Below are 18,549 nucleotides of genomic sequence, written 5' to 3' on the forward strand. Positions count from 1 at the left end.
CGGATGACCAGCACCGAAATCACCATCGTCAATAAGCTGGGCCTGCACGCCCGCGCAGCCGCCAAGCTGGTTTCCACAGCCGCTGCTTATTCCTGCCAGATCAAAGTCGGTTACCCCGACCGCATGGTCGACGGTAAGAGCATTATGGCGGTGATGATGCTGGCCGCCAGCAAAGGCACCAACATTCATATCCATGCTGAAGGCCAGGATGCTGAACACGCACTGGCAGCCCTGATTGATCTTATTAACCGACGTTTTGACGAAGAAGAATAGCCCGGCAAAACAATCTTCTACGCGCAATTCTGCGAGTAGTTTCGTGGTATCAGAGGCCTAATCAGGCTAGAATCTGAGCATTCAACCATCCCCTGGACCGAACCGACGCATGGCACAGCAGACCGAAAAGGCTAAAGCCAAGTTACACAGCCTGACCGCCGCGCTGGAAAGTGGTGCGCTGGCGCAGGTGCGTCGCATCCTGAATTCGGGTCTGGCACCGGTTGATATCGCCCACCTGATCGAATCTTCTCCGCCTAAAGCCCGTAAGCTGCTGTGGGAACTGGTCGATAAGGAACTCGAAGGCGAGGTCATGCAGAACCTCAGCGAGGAGCTGCAAAGCCACTTCCTGAGCGACATGAGTGCCGAAGAAGTTGTCGACCTGACCGCCGACCTCGACACCGATGACGTGGCCGACATGCTGCAGCAGCTGCCTGAGCGTGTAACTCAGGAAGTTCTGGAGTCGATGGACCACCAGGACCGCGCCCGTCTCGAAGCCGTTCTGGGCTATCCGGAAGACAGCGCCGGTGGTCTGATGAACACCGATACCGTGACCATCCGTCCGGATATCACCCTTGAGGTTGTACTGCGCTACCTGCGCCGCCACAAATCCCTGCCCGCCATGACCGATAACCTGTTGGTGGTTAACCGCCAGAACGAATTTATCGGCACGCTGGCGATCAGCAAACTGCTGGTCAGCGACCCGCAACAAACCGTACGTGAGGTGATGAGCACCGACGCGCGGGTTATTCAGGCAACCCAGCACGAGAGCGAAGTTGCCAAACTGTTTGAACGCCACGATCTGGTATCGGCACCGGTGGTTGACGCCGCCGGTATGCTGCTTGGCCGTATCACCATCGATGACGTGGTTGACGTTATCCGCGAAACCGCGGACCACTCGCTGATGAGTATGGCCGGTCTGGATGACGAAGAAGATACCTTCGCCCCGACGCTGAAAACCAGCCGCCGCCGTGCTGTCTGGCTGGGCATTAATCTGCTCACCGCACTGGCCGCCTCTGCGGTGATCGGCCTGTTTGATAAAACCATCGAGCAGGTTGTGGCTCTTGCTGTTTTAATGCCGATTGTCGCCAGCATGGGCGGTATCGCCGGCAGTCAGGTGCTGACTCTGGTTATCCGTGGCCAGGCACTTGGTCATCTCAGCGGCAGCAACTTCCGCTGGCTGTTTAACCGCGAAATTATGGTCGCCGCCATTAATGGCGTGCTCTGGGCTGTGGTTATCGCCTTAATTACATACGCCTGGTTCCGTGACCCGGCGATCGCCCTGATTATCGGCGCGGCCATTATCATCAATCTGATGGTCGCGGCGATGGCCGGCGCCAGTCTGCCACTGCTACTCAAGGCCCGTGGCATCGATCCCGCCCTGGCTGGCAGCGTGGTACTGACCACCGTCACCGACGTGATCGGCTTTCTATCTTTCCTGGGGTTAGCTACCCTGTTCTATCTGTAACCTGCATTTAAAGTACCCCTGATGAACGAATCTGATTACCCGGACGACGAGATCGAATACGTCAGTAAGTCCGAAATGAAGCGCGAAGCAGAGCGCTGGCAAGAACTGGGCAAACGTCTGACTGAGCTGAATGCCGCCAAGTGGAAAGAGCTGCCGATCAGCGAAACCCTGTACAACGCTCTGGTGGAAAACGCCAGGCTGAAGCAGCACGAAGCCAAGCGCCGCCATATGCAGTACATTGGCCGTCTGGTTGGTGATGAAGACCGGGATGCGATTCAGGCAAAGCTCGACCTGTTTGATCCGTCCAGCGAAGCCTACGGCCGCCGCATCCGCCAGCAGGAGTTGTGGCGTACCCGCCTGGTCAGCGACAGCAACGGGCTGAATGCTTTTATCGAAGAGTTTCCGGCGGTTGACCGCCAGCAACTGCGCAATCTGGTGCGTAACGCCCAGAAAGAAATGAGTAGCGAACCACCGAAGCCCGGCAGTTCGTACAAAAAACTGTTTCAGTTTATCAAGGAGCAGATGGCCGACTAGCTGCCATCCGTTCAGAAACGCCGGTGATGAGTCACCGGCATTTTTTTGCGTACCTCCGCCAGCTGCGCCAGATCAATCTCTGCCAGCGCCACTCCGGCCTCTTCTTCCAGCTCCGTCAGCACGCATCCCCAGGCATCAATAATCTGTGAATGACCATAGGTACGGCGTTTATCGTCATGCCAGCCACACTGGTTCGCGGCCAGCACATAGCACTGGGTTTCAATCGCGCGGGCACGCAGCAGTGTTTGCCAGTGCGCTGCACCGGTGGTGTAGGTAAAGGCCGCGGGCACAGAAATCAGCTCCGCGCCCTGCTCGCGCAGACGCTGAAACAACCCCGGAAAGCGCAGGTCGTAACAGATCACCAGCCCCAGTCGGCCGGCCGGTGTATCCACCAGCACCACCTCATCCCCGGGTGCAAAGCGTTCTGATTCACGGTAACTGCCGTGAGCATCGCCAACATCGACATCAAACAGATGAATCTTGTCGTAGCGGGCAACCTGTTCGCCTTCGCTGTTAAACACCAGACAGGCCGAACGCACCCGCGGATCTCCGTCCGGGCATGGCATCGGCACGGCACCGGCCACCAGCCAGAGTTTCAGCTCCTGCGCCCAGCCGGCCAGACGCTGCACATACTGCGGATCAGCGGCAATGGCGTTGTACTGCTTACCATCCAGCGTGAGGAACATTTCCGGCAGTAACGCCAGCACCGCACCCTGTGCCGCCGCCTGCTGCAGCAAGTCATAAGCCTGTGCCAGATTGTGTTCAATCTGTGGCTGGCTGCTGAACTGAATCACCGCGACGTTAGCCATCAGTCGTCATCGCCTCCGCCGAAGATATAGAAAATACTCTTGAAGCGTTCCAGCAGACTGCGGCTCTTCTTACCGTCGACCTTATCGTCAAAGGCCTGATTGATCTTCAGATCCGGTTTTTCCCAGGTACCTTTCAGGTCGTAACTGGCACTGGTGAAGCGTGCCAGCTCGTCACCGATCAGCTTCTCGGTAACATAAATCGAGGCCGCTACCGGCGGTGCCAGACCGGCCAGCAGCGCCACCATCGGCAGCGTACTGGATACCGGGAAGGTCACCGCCAGCTTCATATCCAGTGTCTGGGTCTTCAGATCGGTGCTGCCTGAGGTCAGGAATTTACCACCCGGGCCGTCCATGCTCAGCGGCTCGGTCAGGGTCAGCAGACCATTTTCGATCCGCGCTTTGCCTTTCAATGTGTCGAAGGCCACCCCGGACTGATACAGATCGGAGAAGTCGAGCTTCAGGCGGCGGGCGACCGAATTAAAGTTCAGCGCACCAAAGGCTTTTAACGCTCCGGCACCTTCGGCAGCCATATTACCGTCTTTCACACGGAAACTGGCCAGACCATTGAGAGTTTTGTTGTTGTAAGCCAGTGGCGAGCCCTGCCAGTTCAGCTGCAGGGTCGAGCGCATATCCTTACCTTCAATCGCGGCTTCCTGACGGAAAGCGCGCTGCACCCGGCCAATGTCGTTACTGCTGATCTGCAGCGTATCGAGGCGGGTCTGATGCTGGTCACCCTGCTTCAGCCAGTACACATCCCCGGTAAAGGCCATGCCTTTCATATCGCTGTCGTGCAGGGTGATCTGCATACCATCAGCCTGTGGCCGGCTGCTGAGTTTCCAGCGACCAAAGTTACGGCTGCCGACATAAAGCTCTGCAAGATCCATATCCATCGGCGGGAAATCCGCCGGATTGAGCGCTGCCAGCGGATCAGGCTTGTCAGCAACCACTGTCACTTCATCCTGGCTGCCATCCAGCGTCGCCAGGTTTCCCGGCTCCTCTTCACTTTGCGGCAAATGAATATAGTCCAGCCCCAGCTGAATCGGCTCATTGCCCGGCAGCATACGGATTTTGCCTTTCACCAGCGTGCTGTCGACGTCAAAATCCCATTCATCCCACTGCTGGGCAGCAATGATATGGGTTGGCCCCATCGCCGTTCCCCAGGCATCCACGCCACCCAGCGTCAGATTAATACTGCGCAGCGGATTATTACTGTGCGCAGTTGCCTCACTTTTGACTGTGGCACCGGCTTTCTGCGCCTTGCTTTCTGCTGCCAGCAGGCCGGACAGATGCTGCCAGGTATCCCACCAGTCCGCGGCAACAATGGATTCACTCAGCTGACCACGAACCACCACGCCTTTATCACTCGGCAGGAAAGGTTCCGAGCCACCAAGGTACACCTGCCCCCGGTTCAGGCCATCAGCATCCAGCGCCAGTGCGGCACGCAACAGGTTATCGTAGTTGAGGTTGATCCGGGTTTCTGCGCCGGGCTCGACCCGAACCTCCATCGGCCGTGCAGCACTATCGGCTGTTTTACCTAACGGATAAGGCAGATCAATAGCCGTGCCCTGCAGATCGGAATTGAAATTAAACACCACACCCTGCGCGCCAACAGTCAGACGGGCGTTGTAGTCCAGAGCGCCACTGACCGGGTCCAGCAAAAACAGTGGCATCCACTGTTTAAAACGATCCCAGCGGGCATCACCATTGGCACTCAGCACCATATCAAAGCCACCGGGGCGACCGACCGATTCGATACCGGCATTAAAGTGACCGCCAAACACATCGCCTTCGAGCCAGTCGGACAGCAGACCTACCTGGCTGTTGTAACGCAGCCGGCCTTTGAGGTTTGCCAGATCAATATTGAGGTCGTCCAGACGCAGCTGGTTATCGCTCAGCTCCACGTCCAGTTTGATCTCAGGTTCGGCGTGCTCAGTGCCCAGTGGCATTTCCAGCAGCATATTGGCCGTCATCGGACCATTGGCCTGCCAGTGATCAAAGGCATTGTTCACCACGCCCTGTAATGGCGTTTCGGTGAAATAACGTAATGCGTCGCCGCTGTCTCCGCGCAAACGACCGGCCACCGACAGTTCGGTGTGGCCATCACGTCCCGGACGTAAACGCACCCGGCCGGAATGCGGTACCAGCTCGCCGCCAAGGGTTCGGCCCTGCTCCAGCCAGACGTCCAGCGCCGGTGCATCCATCATCAGCCGTCCTTTAATAGCGCGCAGCGCTGGCCAGTCCGGCATGTATTTCAATTCGGCACCTTCCACTTCCAGATACAGCTGAGTGGTCAGGCTGTTGTCAGGATGTTCGTGCTCAAGGTTACCGTGCAGCAAGAAAGCGGCATCGCGGAAGTCTCCGGCCACAATCGACTGACCGAGCCAGTCACGCACTGCCTCATCAAGAAGTTCGGGCACCAGTTGCGAGCGCAGACTGGCCGGCGCCTGTGGCAAACCAAACAACAGGCTCAGGGTAGATTCGGTGGCGCTGTGACTGCGTGGCAGATTAATCGCGAGTTCACCACTGAGCGGCCATACCGTTGCAGAGTCATTCTCCTGCAAACCGGCTTTCAGGCCACGCAGCTGCAGCTGATAGAAATCGGGTTTGATCGCCCAGTAAAAGCCGGCCGACAATTTCTTCAGGTCCCAGGGTTGGCTGTAAACATCGGCCAGATGAACGCTCAGATCATCACCTTTTACCTGTAACAAACCACCCTGTGGTTGCAGATGCAGCGTACCGGTTACATCGCTGAACGCCGGAATGCCGTGATAGGCCGCGCTGCTGGCATTGACAATATCGCTGCGTACATCCACTTGCCAATGCTCGCCGGGTAACAGCGAAATACGCAGATTACGCGCTTCTCCGCGGCCGTCGGTACCTTCAACATATTGGTCGAACGGCTCGGGCAATAACTGATGGTCAAGAATAAAACGGCGGGCAGCTGCCACATCCAGCAGCGGCACCCCAATCTGCCAGCCTTTCTGCTGCGGCAATGTGATGGCACTGAGACTGAGGCTGTCGAGGGGCAGTTGCTGATCAAACTGCGGTAATACACGCAGGTGCCAGTCATCGCCATTGTGTTCGCCACCAATTTTCAGGCTGCCGCCGCTCAGCGCCAGCGGCTGGCCACTGGTATTCAGGGTAAAGGCCGGTATATCGGCATCGACGTACAACGCGTTCAGATCGCCGTCACGGATACTGAGCCAGGCCTCAGCGCCCGCGGTAAAACGTTCAATGCTCAGACCACCGGGCAGCTGATCGGGAATCCAGCGCGTCCATTCCTGATTATCAATGCGCAGAAAGACTTCGCCGTTCTGCCGGTACCAGGGCCAGAGATCGCCATCCACCGAAGCCATCAGTTTGATATTTGCCAGTTGCTCACGGCCCCAGGCCAGGTTGCCGTCCAACTCATGGCTGTCGCCGCGATTGCGCCAGACCAGCCGGTCAATCTGCACGTCTTCACGGGTCATCTGTGGATCAAAGCTGGTGATATTCCAGTCGGTAAGAACAATGGCCTGCTGCAGCTCCAGCCAGTTCAGCCACAAAGGATTGGAAGAGGCGGCAATTTTCACATTGTCGGCAGCCGCAGGCTGACGCTTGATTCCGCTCAGATCGACCGACCAGCCACGGCCAATAGACCAGTGTGTCTGATCACGCTGATAAAGGTCGGCACGTACGCCCTGAATTTCGATACGTTTGAACACCGGCAGACGATAGAAAGCACTGGCACTGACATCCAGCTCAGCCTCCATGCGTGCCACATGGATACCGTCGGCCAGCAGCCCCACCTGTACATCGCGCATGCGCACCACAGGCGACAGCATGTTCCAGTCGCCCTGCAGCTGACCGATGGATACCGGCTGGCCCAGTTGCAGGCTCAGTTCATGTTCGAGATCGGCACGGTAGGTTTCCACCAGCGGAATCAACTGGCGACCCAGGCTGGTATACAGCGCCAGGGTCACCGCGGCGACCACTAGGGTAATCCAGATTTGTGTCCAGAACTCGCGCAACCAAATCATAACAATGCCTATTGCAGGACGATGTCGTAATGATCCTGGGTGTATAACGGCTCGACCTGTAACTTAATGGCCTTGCCGATAAAGGCTTCCAGATCCGCCAGACCGTTGCTGTCTTCGTCCAGCAGCCGGTCCACTACCTGCTGACTGGCGAGTACAGAATAGGTTCCGGCACCGTAAGCCCGTTCTTCGCGCAGAATTTCACGGAAAATTTCATAGCAGATGGTTTCTGCGGTTTTTACCGAACCGCGCCCACCACAACAACGGCAGGGTTCCATCAGCATCTGCTCCAGACTCTCACGCGTACGCTTACGCGTCATCTCCACCAGTCCCAGCTCAGATACACCACTGATCTTGGTTTTAGCGTGATCCTTTTCCAGTACCTTTTCCAGCATGCGCAGCACCTGACGCTGATGCTCGGCTTCAACCATATCGATAAAATCGAGGATGATAATTCCGCCGAGATTGCGCAGGCGCAGTTGCCGGCCAATGGCGGTGGCGGCTTCTAGGTTGGTTTTGAAAATGGTTTCTTCGAGGTTGCGGCGGCCGACAAAGCCACCGGTATTCACGTCGATGGTGGTCATAGCTTCGGTCTGATCGATGACCAGATAGCCGCCGGACTTCAGCGGCACCTTGCGCTCCAGCGCGCGCTGGATTTCATCTTCGACGCTGTACAGTTCAAACAGCGGACGCGGGCCGGGATAATACTCAATACGGTCGGCAACTTCCGGCACATACTGCTGCACAAACTGCTCGATTTTCTGAAAGGTTTCACGCGAGTCGATCAGAATTTTGGTAACTTCCGGCCGCGAATAATCGCGCAGGGTACGCAGCGACAGCGGCAGCTCGTCATACACCAGACTCGGCGGTTTATTGTCTTTAATGCGCTCTTCCAGCTTGCGCCATAAACGGCGCAGGTAGCGGGTATCGGACAGAATTTCATCATCGCCCACGCCTTCAGCCGCGGTACGCAGGATAAACCCCGCTTCGCCGGTCAGACCTTCCGCTTCCATGCAGTTATTCACCAGCTGCTTCAGACGCTCGCGTTCGCCATCATCATCAATACGCTGTGAAATGCCGACATGATCCGCTCCCGGCATATACACCAGATAGCGTGACGGAATAGCAAGCTGAGTGGTCAGACGGGCACCTTTGGTGCCGATAGGGTCTTTGGTAACCTGCACTACCAGCGCCTGACCTTCGTGTACCAGCTGGCTGATCGGCGCATTGCCATCACCCGTGCCGATTTCCGCCGCGTGAATAAAAGCAGCCCGCTCCAGACCGATATCGACAAAGGCCGCCTGCATACCGGGCAGCACGCGCACTACTTTGCCTTTATAAATGTTGCCGACCAGTCCGCGGTGGTTGGTGCGTTCGAGGAAAATTTCCTGCACCACGCCGTTCTCGACCACCGCTACCCGCGTTTCCGTCGGGGTAACGTTCATCAGAATTTCTGCATTCACAGGCTTAATCCTTGTCCCAGATGGGAATATTAAATTCTTGCAGCATGGCCGCTGTTTCCGTCAGCGGCAGACCAACCACATTGCTGTAACTGCCTTCAATGGCGTCCACCAGCACTGCGCCCAGTCCCTGTATTCCATAAGCTCCGGCTTTATCGGCCGGCTCGCCGGTCGCCACATAGGCGGTGATCTGCGCGGCACTTAACGGCGTAAAATGGACATTGGTGATGACCGTCTGCACCCGCTGCTGATCATCCTGCACCAGGGCAACGGCGGTCATGACCTGATGGCGACGACCAGCCAGGGCGGCCAGCATACGCGCTGCATCGGCATCGTTTTCCGGCTTACCGAGAATCTCATCGTCCAGCACTACCGTGGTGTCTGAACCCAGCACCACACAACCGGGGTTAGCTGCTGCAACCTTCTGTGCCTTGCCCAGTGCCAGTCTGGCAACATAAGCAGCCGGTGTCTCTCCCGCCTGCGGTGTTTCGTCAATATCGGCCACCTGCACACGAAACTGCACACCAATCTGCTGCAGTAACTCCCGCCGCCGTGGCGAAGCGGACGCCAGAATCAGGCCTTTTGCATCTGTCATGACAGATGCAGGCGCGCCAGCGCCATATGGGTTAAGGCGTACACCCAGGGCCAGACCAGCGCCGAGGTCAGGGCCGGAGTCCAGAGCGATACCGGCACCATATTTTCACTCACCAGCGCTACCGCCCAGTAACTCAGTAACTGCTGCAGCACCACCAGCAAGAACACCACGGCGGTCTGCTGCAGAAAATTAAACATCGCCATACGCCGGTACAGCAGCTGCAGCACAAAAATATGCACTGCCAGCGTGAGTACGTGCATACCAAGCAACGAATTGTGCTCGACATCCAGCATCAGCCCCAGCGGCACGGCCAGCCATAAACCAAAAATATGTGGCGCATGCAGCACCAGCAGGGTTACCAATAACAACACCCAGGCCGGCTGCAGCCACAACAGAATATCGGGCATAGGCAGGTGCTCAAGCACAAAGGCCAGAAACATACCGGTAGCCACTAGAATCAGTGCACGGATATTCATTCTTTACCCTGCCATAAGCCGCCCGGTGGTACCTGACCGGAGCCATGACTGAACACCAGCAATAAATGCCGGCTGCGATCCAGATGAGCACTGGGTTCTGCCGTAACGGCGGCAAAAGATTTTCCGGGAATATTTTCTACTTTGGTAACGGTTGCTACCGGATAACCACGCGGATAACGCCCGCCCAGACCGGAGCTGACCAGCAGGTCGCCCTTGATAATGTCGGCGGTATTGGGCACATAAATCAGTTCGAGTTCATCCAGCGCACCGGTGCCAACGGCAATTGCGCGCACACCATTGCGGTTTACCTGCACCGGAATCGCATGGTTGGAGTCGGCAATCATCAGCACCCGCGCACTGTAGGGCATTACATCGATCACCTGACCAAGCAGGCCGTAGGCATCCAGCACAGGCTGGCCGATAAATACGCCGTCTTCGCCGCCTTTATTGATCAGAATCTGCTGGCTGAAAGGATCAGGATCAACGGCCACCACGGCGGTGACCAGCACGCGGTCATCGACCTGCTCAGAAGCACTGAGTAATTCACGCAGTTCAATATTTTCCGCTTCCAGCGCGGCCAGGCGCTGGGCACGCAGCTCCAGTACCAGATTGCGCGCTGTCAGCTGTTTATTTTCGTTGGTTAATTCCTGACGGCTGGCAGCGGATTCGCCAAACCAGTTACCAATAGCGGAGGGAACCAGAGCCACCTGTTGCGCAGGCGCCAGCAGATAGCCGGTGATATAACGCACGGATTGTAACCACGGAGCGTGACTGTCCAGCCACATCAGCGCCAGTGCCAGAACAACAATCCCCAATACCCGCTGCCGCTGAAACGTCGGCACCTGAAACTGCGACTTAATAACGCTGTACCCGAATAAAAATTGAAGTGGCTAACTATACCGCCAAGCACAAACAGGAACCAGCACCGGCAGGCCTGAGTCAGCGCTTCCGCCGCATAAAGGAATGCTTTAAGCATAAAAAAAGCGGAGCCAAAGCTCCGCTTTTTCAGCACTTATTTCCGGCGATTAATCCAGCACCAGCATTTCCAGCTGTTGCTCTGTTGCCGTTTCCAGGAACTTACCGCCGCCACGGGCGACACAGGTCAGAGGATCATCAGCAACGATCACCGGCAGGCCGGTTTCTTCACTCAGCAGCTTGTCGAGGTCACGCAGCAATGCGCCACCACCGGTCAACACCATACCGCGCTCGGCAACGTCAGACGCCAGCTCCGGTGGAGATTGCTCCAGCGCACCCTTAACCGCCTGCACGATAGCCGCCAGCGATTCCTGCAGCGCTTCGAGAATTTCATTGGAGTTCAGGGTAAAGCTGCGCGGAATACCTTCGGCCAGGTTACGGCCACGGACGTCAATTTCACGTACTTCGCCACCCGGATAGGCGGTACCGATTTCCTGTTTGATACGCTCAGCGGTCGCTTCACCGATCAGGCTGCCGTAGTTGCGGCGGATATAAGCGACGATGGCCTCATCAAAACGGTCACCACCCACTTTTACCGATTCCGCATAAACTACGCCACTCAGGGAGATGATGGCGATTTCGGTGGTACCACCACCGATATCCACAACCATGGAGCCACGCGCTTCATCAACCGGCAGGCCGGCACCAATCGCTGCAGCCATTGGTTCATGAATCAGATAAGCACGACGTGCACCGGCACCCAGAACAGAATCGCGGATCGCTTTGCGTTCAACCTTGGTTGCCTGATACGGCACACAGACCACAACCCGTGGGCTTGGAGTCATAAAACTGCTTTCGTGCACTTTTTTAATAAAGTACTGCAGCATTTTTTCAGTCACTTCAAAGTCGGCAATTACACCGTCTTTCATTGGCCGGATGGCCTGAATATTTCCCGGAGTACGACCCAGCATACGTTTTGCTTCGGTACCTACCGCTGCCACGCTTTTCTGATGACCCTGCAGACGGATGGCTACAACTGATGGCTCATTGAGGACAATGCCTTGATCACGCATGTAAATCAGAGTGTTTGCAGTTCCCAGATCGATCGACAGATCACTGGAAAACAGGCCTCTTAACTTCTTAAACATCCAATCGATTCCTGTTCACAGGTGGCAAAATTGTGGGTAACTCTAGCAATGGTGGGGATTTAGGGCAAGGCGCATTTATGCTACGCTCGGCACCTTTCCAACAGGCATCAACACTGGAGTAAGCACATGGCTCTGGACCAGCAACAGGTTCGTGACATTGCCGATCTGTCCCGTCTGCAAATCGACGAGGCACAAATCGCGGAATACCAGAAAAATCTGAGCAACATTCTCGACCTGGTCGATCAGTTATCCGCCGTCGACACCTCATCTGTCGAACCAATGGCCCACCCGCTGGATGCAGTTCAGCGCCTGCGGGCTGACGTCGTGACCGAAGAGAATAACCGCGATCATTTCCAGCAGATCGCTCCTCAGACCGAAAACGGCTACTACCTCGTACCACGCGTCGTTGAGTAACAGCAAAACCTGAGGCTCAGCCCCGGGGACAAGGATTCCTTATGCATAACAAAACCATCGCAGAAATTTCCCGCGATCTGGCGGCCGGTGAATACAGCAGTGTCGAAATTACTGAGAACCTGCTTTCCCGCATCAAACAGACCGATAATCGCTACAACAGTTTCATTACCGTGAGCGAAGAACAGGCACTGGCTCAGGCCAAAGCCGCCGATGCCCGTCGCGCAGCCGGCAATGCCGATGCCTGGACCGGCGTGCCGATGGCACATAAAGATATTTTCTGTACCAACGGTGTTCTGACCACCTGCGGCTCAAAAATGCTGAGCAATTTCGTTGCGCCTTACGACGCCACCATTGTTGAAAACTTCAACAACGCCGGTGCCGTGTCTCTGGGTAAGCTGAACATGGATGAATTTGCCATGGGCTCATCCAACGAAAGCTCTTTTTTCGGCGCCGTTAAAAACCCCTGGGATACCGACCGTGTTCCCGGTGGCTCTTCCGGTGGTTCAGCCGCCGCCGTAGCCGCGCAACTGGTACCAGGTGCCACGGCATCCGATACCGGTGGTTCGATCCGCCAGCCGGCCGCCTTCTGTGGCCTGACCGGCCTGAAGCCAACCTATGGCCGCGTATCACGCTGGGGCATGATTGCTTACGCCTCCAGTCTCGATCAGGCCGGTACCATTACCCGTACCGCCGAAGACTCCGCCATGATGCTCAATGTTATGGCCGGCTTTGATGCCAAAGACTCCACCTGTGTTGACCGTGAAGTACCGGATTACACCGCCACACTGAATAACAGCATCGAAGGTTTAACCATCGGCCTGCCGAAAGAATATTTCCGCAGCGATTTAAGTGCCGAAATGCAGCAGCAGGTGCGCAACGCCATCGCCGAATACGAAAAAATGGGCGCGAAAGTGAAAGAAATTTCACTGCCGAATACCCATCTGGCCATTCCTGCCTATTACATCATTGCGCCGGCCGAGTGCTCCGCCAACCTGTCACGCATGGACGGTGTACGTTTTGGTTACCGTTGCGAAAATCCGCAGGATATTAACGACCTGTACAAACGCTCGCGTGGTGAAGGTTTCGGTATCGAAGTTAAACGCCGCATTATGGTCGGTGCTTATGCCCTGTCTGCCGGTTTCTACGATGCTTACTACAAAAAAGCGCAGCAGGTACGCCGCCTGATTAAAAATGACTTTGTGAATGCCTTTAACGAAGTCGATATCATCATGGGACCAACCACTCCGACGCCGGCATTTAAATGCGGCGAAAAAACCGCAGACCCGGTCGACATGTACCTTGAAGATATTTTCACCATCGCCCTGAATCTGGCAGGCCTGCCTGGCATGTCGATTTCCTGTGGTCAGGTAAACAACTTACCTGTCGGCTTACAGCTGATCGGTAATTATTTTGACGAAGGCCGTCTGCTGAATGCTGCGCATAAATTCCAGCAACACACCGACTGGCATCTGAAAACACCTGACCTTAAAAACCAGGCTGACATCTGAGGAGCGAATCATGGAATGGGAAGTTGTAATCGGCCTTGAGATTCACGCTCAGCTGGCCACCAAATCGAAAATTTTCTCCGGCTCGTCGACCGCGTACGGTGCCGACGCCAATACCCAGGCCTGTGCCATCGATCTGGGTCTGCCTGGTGTACTGCCAGCGTTTAACGAAGAAGCACTGCGTATGGCAGTGAAATTCGGTCTCGCCATTGACGCAGAAATCGGCCTGAAATCGGTTTTTGACCGTAAAAACTATTTCTACCCGGATTCTCCCAAAGGCTACCAGACCACCCAGCTGCACCATCCGATTGTTGGCATCGGCCATATCGATATCGAACTGGAAGACGGCAGCAGCAAGCGTATTAACGTTACCCGTGCGCACCTGGAAGAAGACGCCGGTAAATCGGTGCACGAAGGCTTTAACGGTATGTCCGGTATCGACCTGAACCGTGCCGGCACACCGCTGATTGAAATCGTATCCGAGCCGGAAATGCGCAACGCCAAAGAAGCCGCAGCCTATTTCCGTAAAATGCACAGCATCGTGACTTACCTGGGTATTTGCGACGGCGATTTATCCCAGGGTTCAATGCGTTGCGACTGTAACGTTTCCCTGCGCCCGAAAGGTCAGGAAGAATTCGGCACCCGCACCGAAATTAAAAACGTAAACTCTTTCCGCAACGTGGAACGTGCCATCGATGCAGAAATTGCACGGCAGATGGATATTCTCGAAGACGGCGGCAAAATCATTCAGGAAACCCGCCTGTACGATGCCGACAAAAACGAAACCCGCGCCATGCGCTCCAAAGAAGTTGCCAACGATTACCGCTACTTCCCTTGCCCGGATTTATTACCGGTAATCATCGACGACAACTACGTTGAAGCCGTACGTGCCACCCTGCCGGAACTGCCGGATGCGAAACGTGCCCGCTTTGCCCACGCACACGGCCTGAGCGCAATCGATGCTGCCGTACTGGCGGCCAACCGTGAGCTGGCACACTATTTCGAAACCGCGGCAAAAATCGCCAACGACTATAAGCTGGCGGCCAACTGGGTACAGGGGGATGTGTCTGCCACGCTGAACCGTCTCGAAATCAGCATCGGCGAACTGGCCGTCAGCGCCGAACAACTGGGCCGCATTCTGCAGCTGATTAAAGACAACACCCTGAACAACGGTGGTGCAAAAGAAGTCTTTAACGCTCTGGTCGAAGGAAAAGGTGACGGCAGCGCAGAAAGCGTCGACAAGCTGGTCGATTCTCTGGGCCTGAAACAGGTATCCGACAGCGGCGCAATCGAAGCCATTGTGGCCGAGGTTCTGGCTGCCAACCCGAAACTGGTTGAAGGCTATCTGGCCACTCCGGAAGATAAACGTGCCAAAGCCATCGGGCCTTTTATTGGTCTGGTGCGTAAAGCCGCTAAAGGGGTTAACCCGCAGGTGGTTATGGACGTACTGCAGAAAAAACTGTCAGAGCTGTAAGCCCCTCAGCGCCCGCCGCCAATAACCACGGTGGGCGTTTTATAACACCATAATAAAAGCACCACGGACGGAATTATTTTCCGGCACTCTTTCTGCCGGATATCTCACGACTCACCTCCTTATTTATCCGGAAACGCTTATGAAAAAACTATTAGCCGGACTGGTGGCCGTTGTCACTTTGTCTGTTGTTATCCTTATTGCTCAGGCCCAGCGCCACGTTGTTACTTCACACAGCGTTGTTATTAATGCGCCCGTCAAAGAAGTCTGGGATTTTCTTTCTGATAACCGCCACGCGAAAGGCTGGTCGGTAATCTTCGATCATATCCGCCCACTGGAAAGTTCACCGGTTGCCGAAGGCCAGATCGGTGCCCTGCGCCGCTGCTTCCGCAACGACAATGAAGAAGGATTTTTCTGGGATGAACGCACGCTGACCGCTGAACCATACAAGCGCCGTACCCTGCGCACCTATAATGTCTCCAACACCAGCTGGGAATTATTCGAGCGTTTTCAGTTTACCGCCTATCAGCTATATGAAGATCTGGGCAATGGCACCACCCGCCTGACCTTTGAAGGTGATCTCGACGACCATACAAAATATTCCGTTTTTGAACATTTTGTATTCTGGGTCAGTCAGTTCGAAGGTGAGCGGGTATTCCGCCTGAACCTGGAAAATATTAAGGCCATGATCGAGCAGAAAGATGCGTTCGAGCGTCCGCATCCGTGGGAGCCGAAAAGTCCGTTTGATGCTTGAAATCTGAATCAGAAGCAGGCATCACAGTGTAACAACCGAATTCCGATAGCCCGGGTATCGGTTACCGACCAAGACTGGCAAGGCTGCCTGGCAACACTTGCCTAGAAACATCAGGCCTTTTATTGACCTGATGCAAAAAGCGGACAAAGTGATTAACCACAGGCCATTATGGGCATACTGCTGAAGAGGCTCAGCAAGCGGAGGAATTTGTTTGTCCGTAGTCGAACTCTTAAAGCTGAACACCAGAAGTCAAACATCTGTTGCTACGCGAATAGGAAACTGGGTAATCGCCCAGTTTTCTATTTGGCGGACAAATGAATATTGAGGAGCACACATGGACAAGTCGAGCCAACAGCCTATCGAGAACTGGAAACTACTAGCAACAATTCCCTTCGTTACTACAGTTTTCTACCTTACCAATTACTTATTGGCCAAATACTACTACTCAAAAGTCGGAATTGATTTCTCATTGTTATCGGACAGTTCAGGTCCATTAATATTTTCCTTTGAGAGGACAAATCTCATTGCTGCAGAAGCACTACTATTGATTGCCCTAATATTTTTCTTAATGGCGAACTATTTAAGCAAAAAATCAGGAATGCTTATTCCCACAAGTCTCGGTATATTCTTCGCTGCATCAGCATGTCTGACTGCCACCCGGGAGTTACCACCTACACAATCTAATTACCTAAATCACGACATGTACGAAATTCAGTTGAAAAATACTTACTATAAGTGTGCAGTAATATTAGGAAAGATAGGAGAAGCTTTAGTTTTCATGCCTGTAACAAAAAATCTAGAGCGCGCCAATATAGTTAGCCTAAGTAATATAAGCAAAATCATTGCAAATGATCAGCCCCGCCCTCAACCAGCAGGTTATTCCTTCATGACACCAGAGCTTAGATTACAGATAGAACATTGGAAGCAGATGAAGTCGGATTACTGCACGACTGAATAAGAAGCCGCCTTTCAGCGGTTTCTTATATCCAGCAAGATCAATCCACATAGATATCAAAACGACGGCATCTCACCAACCACGCCTTCCACATACCAGTTCATACGCAGCAGCTCATCATCGGTGAGAGATTCGCCGGCGCGAACCAGTGGACGACCGCGACTGTTAAGAACAGGGCCGGAGAAAACGCTGAAGGTTTTATTCTTTATTTCCTTTTCAACCTGCGACACCTGATCGCGCACTGCTGCCGGAATCTGATCGCTGAGATTATTCAGCTGGGCAATATCCTCACTCATACCCAGCCACAATCGCTTGCTGCTCCAGTTGCCTTCTTTTAACGCCTGAATCTGTGTGGCGTAGTATTTTCCCCAATCATAACCAACCGAGGCAATTTGTTTGGTCGGGGCAAATTCTGACATATTGGAGTGGAAGCTGATGGCAAACACGCCAGCGGCTTCTGCTTCTTTAACAACCGCTGGCGAGTCGGTGTGATGGGTCAGCACATCAGCACCGCTTTTCAGCAGTTCACGGGCCAGCTCAGAGGCTTTGTCCGGCGCGTACCACTGACGGGTCCACTTTACTTCAACAACCGCCTGAGGGTTTACCCGGCGCACGCCAAGAGTAAATGCGTTAATACCACGGATAACTTCCGGAATAGCATGGGCGGCAACAAAACCAATGCGGTTACTGCGGGTCATGGCACCGGCAATCATGCCGGATAAATAGCGCGGTTCATAAGCACGTGCAGCATAACTGCCGAGATTATCACTCAGACGCAGTCCGGTTGCGTTATCAAATTTAACCGCCGGAAATTCGCGTGCAACACGCGCTGTGGTGACCATATAGCCCTGTGAGGTGGTAAAAATAATATCGTTATTTTCAGCCAGTTTACGGATCGCCTCGGCGGAAGCCCGCCCTTCCTGTACGAATTCTGCATACTCAGTTTTAACATCCGCACCGAAAACTTTTTCCAGGTACTGACGGCCTTCGTCATGCGAGTGTGACCAGCCCACTTCTTTTGCTGGTCCGACATAAATGAAAGCCGCTTTAATTTGTGCATGAGCAGCAGTTGTCAGTGAGTACAAACATACGAGTAACAGATTTAACATACAGAGGCGCATAGCGATCCGACCATTAATACTTGACCAATTGGTCAGGCATTATGCTCAGCCAGTTTCTGCCTTCAAGCGCAGGATCTTCATTTATCGATAGCTATCACAATAAATTTTCAAAAGTGGTCAAAGACGCGCCATTTATTGAATAACAGCCCGGGAGGAGCAGGACTGGGTAACAGGCAGACATAAAAAAAACCGCCTGACGGCGGTTCTTTTATTTTGACGAAAACAACTACTTCACCACTTTCAGCGAAGGTCTTGCGCCACCTGACGGAGTATCCGTTGCAGGTTTTTTCTTCGGCGGCTGCGGATCGTCCGGGTCCGGTGCTCCGGCTTCAGAGCCAAACACCATACCCTGGCCATTTTCGCGTGCATAAATTGCCAGTATGGCAATGACAGGAACGAAGACTGCCATAGGCACACCACCAAAGCGGGCATTAAACGACAGGCCGCTTTCATCAATCAGCAGGTTCTGCACTGCCCCGGGACTGATATTCAGCACAATCTGCCCGTTATTCACATATTCCTGCGGAACCTGAACATCGGGCAGTAAGGCATCAACCAGAACGTAAGGCGTGCACTGATTATCGAGAATCCACTCATTCAGCGCCCGCATTAGATACGGGCGGCTGGGTGTCATGGTA

17 protein-coding genes are annotated in these 18,549 nt (G+C 54.5%); 8 read left to right on the plus strand and 9 right to left on the minus strand.

Annotation, left to right across the window (positions count from 1 at the left end):
- The first annotated feature begins 3 nt into the window (after positions 1-3).
- The 3 genes from B3P58_RS08825 to yjgA all read left to right on the plus strand — a co-directional run bounded on the left by B3P58_RS08825 (position 4) and on the right by yjgA (position 2,272).
- Positions 4-273, plus strand: coding sequence for an HPr family phosphocarrier protein (locus B3P58_RS08825; RefSeq protein ID WP_286717049.1), 270 nt, complete (start codon positions 4-6; stop codon positions 271-273).
- Between the two features lie 109 nt (positions 274-382).
- Entirely contained in the window at positions 383-1,738 is a 1,356-nt protein-coding gene (gene mgtE, locus B3P58_RS08830) for a magnesium transporter (RefSeq protein WP_145471041.1), read from the plus strand.
- A 21-nt stretch (positions 1,739-1,759) separates the two neighbouring features.
- The gene (yjgA, locus tag B3P58_RS08835; protein WP_286717050.1) at positions 1,760-2,272 is read left to right on the plus strand and encodes a ribosome biogenesis factor YjgA; all 513 of its coding nucleotides are present in this window, start codon (positions 1,760-1,762) and stop codon (positions 2,270-2,272) included.
- A gap of 11 nt (positions 2,273-2,283) precedes the next feature.
- Here the strand turns inward: yjgA and B3P58_RS08840 are convergent, their stop codons facing one another.
- The 7 genes from B3P58_RS08840 to B3P58_RS08870 form a co-directional block, all read right to left on the minus strand.
- Positions 2,284-3,081: a carbon-nitrogen hydrolase family protein gene (locus B3P58_RS08840; RefSeq protein WP_286717052.1), complete on the minus strand. Its 798-nt coding sequence runs from the start codon at positions 3,079-3,081 to the stop codon at positions 2,284-2,286.
- Positions 3,081-7,100, minus strand: coding sequence for a YhdP family protein (locus B3P58_RS08845; protein ID WP_286717054.1), 4,020 nt, complete (start codon positions 7,098-7,100; stop codon positions 3,081-3,083). The genes B3P58_RS08840 and B3P58_RS08845 overlap by 1 nt, the downstream gene beginning before the upstream one ends.
- An 8-nt stretch (positions 7,101-7,108) precedes the next feature.
- Entirely contained in the window at positions 7,109-8,560 is a 1,452-nt protein-coding gene (gene rng, locus B3P58_RS08850; protein WP_145471045.1) for a ribonuclease G, read from the minus strand.
- 4 nt (positions 8,561-8,564) lie between these two features.
- A complete protein-coding gene (locus tag B3P58_RS08855; protein WP_286717056.1) occupies positions 8,565-9,152 on the minus strand; it encodes a Maf family protein in 588 nt (195 codons plus the stop codon).
- Positions 9,149-9,628 carry a rod shape-determining protein MreD gene (mreD, locus tag B3P58_RS08860; RefSeq protein ID WP_145471047.1) on the minus strand — a complete coding sequence of 160 codons (480 nt, stop codon included), beginning with the start codon at positions 9,626-9,628 and terminating at the stop codon, positions 9,149-9,151. The genes B3P58_RS08855 and mreD overlap by 4 nt, the downstream gene beginning before the upstream one ends.
- A complete protein-coding gene (mreC, locus tag B3P58_RS08865) occupies positions 9,625-10,470 on the minus strand; it encodes a rod shape-determining protein MreC (RefSeq protein WP_145471048.1) in 846 nt (281 codons plus the stop codon). Before mreC ends, mreD begins: the two co-directional genes overlap by 4 nt.
- A gap of 183 nt (positions 10,471-10,653) precedes the next feature.
- Entirely contained in the window at positions 10,654-11,691 is a 1,038-nt protein-coding gene (locus B3P58_RS08870; RefSeq protein ID WP_145471049.1) for a rod shape-determining protein, read from the minus strand.
- A 126-nt stretch (positions 11,692-11,817) separates the two neighbouring features.
- Here B3P58_RS08870 and gatC point away from each other — a divergent pair, with 126 nt between their 5' ends.
- The 5 genes from gatC to B3P58_RS08895 all read left to right on the plus strand — a co-directional run bounded on the left by gatC (position 11,818) and on the right by B3P58_RS08895 (position 16,793).
- A complete protein-coding gene (gatC, locus tag B3P58_RS08875; protein ID WP_145471050.1) occupies positions 11,818-12,105 on the plus strand; it encodes an Asp-tRNA(Asn)/Glu-tRNA(Gln) amidotransferase subunit GatC in 288 nt (95 codons plus the stop codon).
- A gap of 41 nt (positions 12,106-12,146) precedes the next feature.
- Complete coding sequence (gene gatA, locus B3P58_RS08880) at positions 12,147-13,613, plus strand: Asp-tRNA(Asn)/Glu-tRNA(Gln) amidotransferase subunit GatA (RefSeq protein ID WP_286717059.1); 1,467 nt, start codon at positions 12,147-12,149, stop codon at positions 13,611-13,613.
- Positions 13,614-13,623: 10 nt separating this feature from the next.
- The gene (gatB, locus tag B3P58_RS08885) at positions 13,624-15,084 is read left to right on the plus strand and encodes an Asp-tRNA(Asn)/Glu-tRNA(Gln) amidotransferase subunit GatB (protein WP_145471052.1); all 1,461 of its coding nucleotides are present in this window, start codon (positions 13,624-13,626) and stop codon (positions 15,082-15,084) included.
- Positions 15,085-15,223: 139 nt separating this feature from the next.
- A complete protein-coding gene (locus tag B3P58_RS08890) occupies positions 15,224-15,835 on the plus strand; it encodes an SRPBCC family protein (protein WP_286717060.1) in 612 nt (203 codons plus the stop codon).
- 334 nt (positions 15,836-16,169) lie between these two features.
- Positions 16,170-16,793, plus strand: a complete 624-nt coding sequence (locus B3P58_RS08895; protein WP_286717061.1) for a hypothetical protein — start codon at positions 16,170-16,172, stop codon at positions 16,791-16,793.
- A 53-nt stretch (positions 16,794-16,846) separates the two neighbouring features.
- Here B3P58_RS08895 and B3P58_RS08900 read toward each other — a convergent pair whose 3' ends face one another.
- Together B3P58_RS08900 and B3P58_RS08905 are read right to left on the minus strand one after the other, a co-directional pair.
- On the minus strand, positions 16,847-17,911 hold the full coding sequence (locus B3P58_RS08900) for a BMP family ABC transporter substrate-binding protein (protein ID WP_349676586.1): 1,065 nt from the start codon (positions 17,909-17,911) through the stop codon (positions 16,847-16,849).
- A 226-nt stretch (positions 17,912-18,137) separates the two neighbouring features.
- Positions 18,138-18,545, minus strand: a complete 408-nt coding sequence (locus B3P58_RS08905; protein WP_222428627.1) for a ClpXP protease specificity-enhancing factor — start codon at positions 18,543-18,545, stop codon at positions 18,138-18,140.
- Positions 18,546-18,549 lie beyond the last annotated feature (4 nt).

The organism is Thalassolituus sp. UBA2009, assembly GCF_002335285.1.
Lineage (GTDB): Bacteria > Pseudomonadota > Gammaproteobacteria > Pseudomonadales > Oceanobacteraceae > Venatoribacter > Venatoribacter alkanivorans.

What these genes read in the sequence shown, in the direction of transcription:
- B3P58_RS08825 (WP_286717049.1), top strand. Translation starts at nt 4, where the DNA reads ATGACCAGCACCGAAATCACCATCGTCAATAAGCTGGGCCTGCACGCC.
- mreD (WP_145471047.1), bottom strand. Translation starts at nt 9,628, where the DNA reads ATGAATATCCGTGCACTGATTCTAGTGGCTACCGGTATGTTTCTGGCC.
- gatB (WP_145471052.1), top strand. Translation starts at nt 13,624, where the DNA reads ATGGAATGGGAAGTTGTAATCGGCCTTGAGATTCACGCTCAGCTGGCC.
- gatC (WP_145471050.1), top strand. Translation starts at nt 11,818, where the DNA reads ATGGCTCTGGACCAGCAACAGGTTCGTGACATTGCCGATCTGTCCCGT.
- B3P58_RS08870 (WP_145471049.1), bottom strand. Translation starts at nt 11,691, where the DNA reads ATGTTTAAGAAGTTAAGAGGCCTGTTTTCCAGTGATCTGTCGATCGAT.
- gatA (WP_286717059.1), top strand. Translation starts at nt 12,147, where the DNA reads ATGCATAACAAAACCATCGCAGAAATTTCCCGCGATCTGGCGGCCGGT.
- mgtE (WP_145471041.1), top strand. Translation starts at nt 383, where the DNA reads ATGGCACAGCAGACCGAAAAGGCTAAAGCCAAGTTACACAGCCTGACC.
- B3P58_RS08895 (WP_286717061.1), top strand. Translation starts at nt 16,170, where the DNA reads ATGGACAAGTCGAGCCAACAGCCTATCGAGAACTGGAAACTACTAGCA.
- B3P58_RS08905 (WP_222428627.1), bottom strand. Translation starts at nt 18,545, where the DNA reads ATGACACCCAGCCGCCCGTATCTAATGCGGGCGCTGAATGAGTGGATT.
- B3P58_RS08900 (WP_349676586.1), bottom strand. Translation starts at nt 17,911, where the DNA reads ATGCGCCTCTGTATGTTAAATCTGTTACTCGTATGTTTGTACTCACTG.
- B3P58_RS08840 (WP_286717052.1), bottom strand. Translation starts at nt 3,081, where the DNA reads ATGGCTAACGTCGCGGTGATTCAGTTCAGCAGCCAGCCACAGATTGAA.
- B3P58_RS08855 (WP_286717056.1), bottom strand. Translation starts at nt 9,152, where the DNA reads ATGACAGATGCAAAAGGCCTGATTCTGGCGTCCGCTTCGCCACGGCGG.
- B3P58_RS08890 (WP_286717060.1), top strand. Translation starts at nt 15,224, where the DNA reads ATGAAAAAACTATTAGCCGGACTGGTGGCCGTTGTCACTTTGTCTGTT.
- B3P58_RS08845 (WP_286717054.1), bottom strand. Translation starts at nt 7,100, where the DNA reads ATGATTTGGTTGCGCGAGTTCTGGACACAAATCTGGATTACCCTAGTG.
- yjgA (WP_286717050.1), top strand. Translation starts at nt 1,760, where the DNA reads ATGAACGAATCTGATTACCCGGACGACGAGATCGAATACGTCAGTAAG.